This window comes from Candidatus Dependentiae bacterium (assembly GCA_018897535.1).
Lineage (GTDB): Bacteria > Babelota > Babeliae > Babelales > UASB340 > UASB340.
In genome coordinates this window covers 1-4,992 of record JAHIKO010000021.1, presented here as the reverse complement: position 1 = coordinate 4,992, position 4,992 = coordinate 1, and the positions used below count along the sequence as shown (strand labels likewise).

Genomic DNA, 4,992 nt, shown 5'->3' with positions numbered 1-4,992 from the left:
GGTATAATCTTTAAATTTTAAACCCAGATCATAGTAAAGATCAAAAAAAGCATTTTTCCAAAAAACTCGTTCAAAAATATTACCCAATCTTAAAAAAATTTTAGGACCCGGAAATATATTTATTTTTTGAGCCGTATCGGAAAATCTTTTTGCATTTGCATCAAGTTCATTTGTAAAAATACCGGGTTGACCTAATGCATAAATTTGTTGTTGTGGTGAAAGCACAAGAGAATTAATAGTTTTTCCGGCTGCCGGAGTTATTCCGTCATATGAAACATATTTTGGCACACGTCGTTTAACCCTAGCAGGTAATGCTAGCGATAAATTTAAAAAAGCGTGTGGATTAAACCATCTATTTTCTGCAAACAATATTGAACCAAAAGCCTCTAAGCCATAAAAACCGCCATTACCAAGCTCCGGATACCAAAGTTTTGCAGTATCAATATTTTTTGAAGTTGGAACAATAAAATTTAATCCTGCCAAAATTCGCTCTGCATGTTTCCAATCAAATTCAACATTGAAAAATAATGATAAATCTGAAAGACCCAAAACGGTTTCGCTTTTGTTAAATTCTATACCCTTTGCTTTTAATATATCAACTAAAAAAGCTTCCAAAGTTCCATATCTTTCAAAAAAATTTGGACCTGCAATTCCTACATCAACTCCGGGACAAATTTGTTCCGGATCTTCGTGTGCTAAGCGTAATTTTTCTTTATCCTCATCACTAATATCTGAAACCAGATCTATTTTATTATGTTGGCGAGAAACCGGCAATTGAACCCCTATGGTAAAATCGCCACCAAGTGCATGTTTAGCAAAATTTAAATTTAATGTTTGCTTATTATATTTTGCATTAAAAAGCATCGGTTGATCTGCCAAAATATAAAAATAATGCAATGAATTATATTTTGTTTCGTCGGTATCACTCGTATTTTTTTGCCAAAAAATTTTATTTTCACGCATCAATTTTGCTGCAAGTAAAATATCTTTTAATCTTAAATCGTTTTGATTAAATAGTAAGTTTGACAAATCATGCTTAGCGCCACCCAGATAATAAGAATCATCGACAAAATCAAATTTTAAATCTGCTTGCAAATTGTATTTTTGCATAAACGGTTGAGTATAAAATGGCCAATCCGGAACTTTATATAAAAAAACTTTATCATATAAACCATCAAGCAAAAGTTTTTTATCTTTTTTATATACTTCATTTCGTACATGATTTTTAGATTCACGATATAGCTTGGTTTTTACATGTCGTTTAGTTTCATCTTCTATATGTTTTGAATATTTTTCGGACTGCTCGTTTGCAATAAATTTTTCAGTAATTATATTTGTAAGCTCTTGTTTTAAATCGTCATAAAATTCCGGATCATAATCTGATTCACCTTGCGCAAATAATCCGGAAAAACCAAAACAAAAAGATATTAAAAAAAATATTTTTAAAAAACTCATTCAAAATCTCGTTTTTTTATTAACTTACTTCTTGATTATTAATCTCTTTTTCCAACAATTCTCTTAATAATTTTCTTCGTTCTTCTTTTTTCTTTTTCCTTGAAAGTTTTTCTATTTTTTCGATTCTATCAGCCTTTAATGCTGAAAGTTGTTTTTCAACCTGTTCGGATATTTTTTTATCAATATTCTTTTTTGATATTTCAAAAATAGACTGAACTTTTTTATTTCCTTCTAAAATTGGCACTGCTACAGATTGAGCCGCATCAATCTTTTCTTCAATATTACCTAAACGTTGATCAAAATAACTTTTAATTTTGTTTTCAACCAAATCCAAGTCGATTATTCCACTTTTTTCAGCTTGTTTTGAAGTAACACTATCCAATTTTCGCTCAAAATCTTGCATTTTTCTATCGATATAAACTTGTAATCTTGCTTCAGTTGAAGATAATTTATTATCCAAACTGTTTAATATTTCTTGATAATTCTTTTTAACTTCCTCATTATTTTTTGTAATTTGTTCCTGAATTTTTTTATCTATAGCGCCAAATGTTTCTTTTAACTCATTACTTATATTTTCACGTAATTTGGTCGAAAAAACCTGATAATCTTCTTTGGTGATAAGTTTTCCAATACTTGAATTTATATTTCCAATAATTTCAGAGCTCATAGAACCGGAAATTATATTTTTTTGTTTGAATTCATTTATATTCTGATTTACAATATTATTTAATGCTTTTTCTGATAAAAATAAATCTTGAGTTGGTTTTAAACCTCTTCTTATCTCTTCTAAAACATAGGTATTGATATCAGCTAAAATATCCAATCTAATTTTTTTCTTAACAAAAGAATCTATTTTAAAATTTTTTGAAAATTCATTTAATGAAATATCGGATCGCCTTTGAGCATCAGCAATACGTGATACGAAAAACTTTTTTTCTTCAATTTCTTTGTAACTGGAATCACCAACTTCTTGGGTTGTACTCATAGCCATATCAAACCAATCTTGCTGGTCTTTAAAACTTTTTAAAAATTTATCTCGAGAGGCAACATCTTTTTCTCCATCAAGAACAACCTGTTTTATAACGGCTATATCTTTATAAAAAGACTCGGTCATTAAGCTTTTCCATTCACTGGAAACTTCTGCAGCTCTTGAATATATATCAAAAATTTCTTCTTGTTTTTCCGGTACAATATCTTGCGCAAATAAATTCGAGCATAAAAAATAAACCAAAAACAATTTTAAATAATTCATTCAGTGCTCCTTTTTTAAAATTAAAATCTATTACCGTCTAAATCTATCATAAACTGATTACCCCTATTCATACCATAAACATATCCGGTAACTGAATCATCTGCATAAATAGTGTCATTGGCATTTAAAGATACAATCAATCCATTTTTCAATCTTAATTTTTTATTTCCGGATTCATCATAAAAAACAACCGACACACTTAATGTTGGTACCAAATTTATCAATCTTCCAACAAGTTCTGCCGATTTTAAATCATCAGCCACAAAATAATTTTTCTGTAATCTTCCCGCAAAACCGATATCATTACCGGATGTTACATATTCGACCATAGCTTCACATTCACTTACAATTTGGCCATTCCAATTATCCCAATCAATTAACCATTCAAACTGATTACCATCACCCCTATTTCGTCCGATACGCATTCGACCTTGATTTTCAATAGCCAAAAGCCCATCATTATCAAAATAAAAGTTTTTTAAATATCCCCGTTTTTCAACGCCCTCTAAAGCATTTATTTCAAAGATACCGTCACCACGTATGGAAAGCTCAGCTCCCTGCTCAAAATCTAAAGAGACTGCTGTTTTTTGAATGGAAAAAAGAGCTTTTATAAAATTATAAGTTGTATTTCCGCAAGGAATTCTTGTACCCAACTCCAGCACCCCACTTCGATCAAAAACTATATTAAAATCATCGTTTATAGAATCGCCAATTATAATATGTTCGCCTTCTTTTACTATAATTCTACTTCCGGAATCAACAACAAAATTAGCGTCACCCCAAATTCTTAAAAGTCCATTTTCTTCAACTCTTACTTCACATGATTCTTGAAAAGCTATTGTAGATTTTTTTCTAGGACTTAATGTTGAATCAGATAGATGTATTTTAAATCCATTACTAAAAACAACAGTTCCCTTACCTTTAAATATCAATCGCGAACCTTGAAGAATTTCAAAAATACTCAATCCGCTAAATGAAAGAGTCAAATCTTTAAATAACGAATCATCAAATTCAAATGTTAATTCCGAATCTTCATAAATAATAATATTTCCCAATAAAGTTAAATCATTATTTACAATAATTTTGTTATTATCACCAGCTACGATAATATTGTCAGTTTGCTTTAATGTAACAGTTTGAGTCAAATCCTGATTTATTGTACTATTTGATGCCATTAAAATTTGTAATGGTCTGAATGGATCTTGGTTAACACTAAAATTACTTATGCTGGCATTTTGCATTAAATAAAGTCCCGATGCATTTCCCAAATCCTGATTTCTATTTTCAATTCGAACAACATTTAAAACATCTGAAAAATAACTTTCAGCTCCCGGCGGAATAATAATTTCTCGCAATGGCAAAGTTTCATATTTTGTTTCTTTTTTATATTTTTCAAAATATTTTTCTATCTCTTTTTCATAAATCAAATCCAATGCCGTTTTATATTTTTTAGTTTTTCTTTCAAAAGAATCTCTTTTATACATCGTATTATATTGAGAAACTACCGGCGACGGCATATCTTGAGCTTCCAACGAATCACCTTCAATTACAAATGGCGTTCCTCCGGATGAAACTTCATACAGATCCCAGATAGGATCTCCTGAAACCAAAAGTCTATTTACATCCAAAAACGAGTTCTCATAAACTAAAAATGCATTTTCATAATTATTTAGCATAACCTGTGCATCATCAAAATACATGCGCGCATGACCAAGATACGATGTAAGTTGAACAAAATCCGTAGCAAAATTCACTTTTGGAATTCCACCAACAACTCCATTTCCCACTCGTTCACGCAACACAAAATCAAAATGAATTGCATTATCGCCAATATCTGCAAAAGACATTGACCCTGTAAAATAAATATTATTTTTCAATAACGAAAAAATATTATCAAGGCCCTGAATTACAAAAACTTTATCACAAGGTTCTTTTTCATCAGGAGGTAAAGTTACATTTGGATTACCAACGCTAACAACGGCTCCACCTACCAACCCAATGGCTCCAATATAATTTATTCCTACTTCCGTTTTTATATAATCAAGACCTTTTAATTCTATTTCTTGAAATGCAATTGTATTTTGTCCGGTATTGATTAAATTTTTATTCGTTACAACAGAACCAAAATTTGCATACATATTTGTATCCGGGGAAACTTCAAATGTCTTTTTACCGGCAAGGCCTCTTGTGTAAAAAACATTCGAGATCAAAGGAGTTGCATTAACCAAATTAATTCGTCCCTGCGAAAATGTTAAATTTTCACTCAAATCAAATTCAACATTTTC

The 4,992-nt window shown here is 30.2% G+C and carries 3 protein-coding genes; all 3 read right to left on the bottom strand.

Annotation, left to right across the window (positions count from 1 at the left end):
- The coding region (locus KKE07_01260; protein ID MBU4269487.1) for a hypothetical protein at positions 1-1,455 on the bottom strand (1,455 nt) is incomplete at its 3' end.
- Positions 1,456-1,474: 19 nt separating this feature from the next.
- Positions 1,475-2,707, bottom strand: a complete 1,233-nt coding sequence (locus KKE07_01255) for a hypothetical protein (protein ID MBU4269486.1) — start codon at positions 2,705-2,707, stop codon at positions 1,475-1,477.
- Between the two features lie 20 nt (positions 2,708-2,727).
- A partial coding sequence (locus tag KKE07_01250; GenBank protein ID MBU4269485.1) for a hypothetical protein occupies positions 2,728-4,992 on the bottom strand: 2,265 nt, incomplete at its 5' end.

Bases quoted from the DNA above. Each gene is read 5' to 3' on its own strand.
- KKE07_01255 (MBU4269486.1), bottom strand. From the start codon at position 2,707: ATGAATTATTTAAAATTGTTTTTGGTTTATTTTTTATGCTCGAATTTA.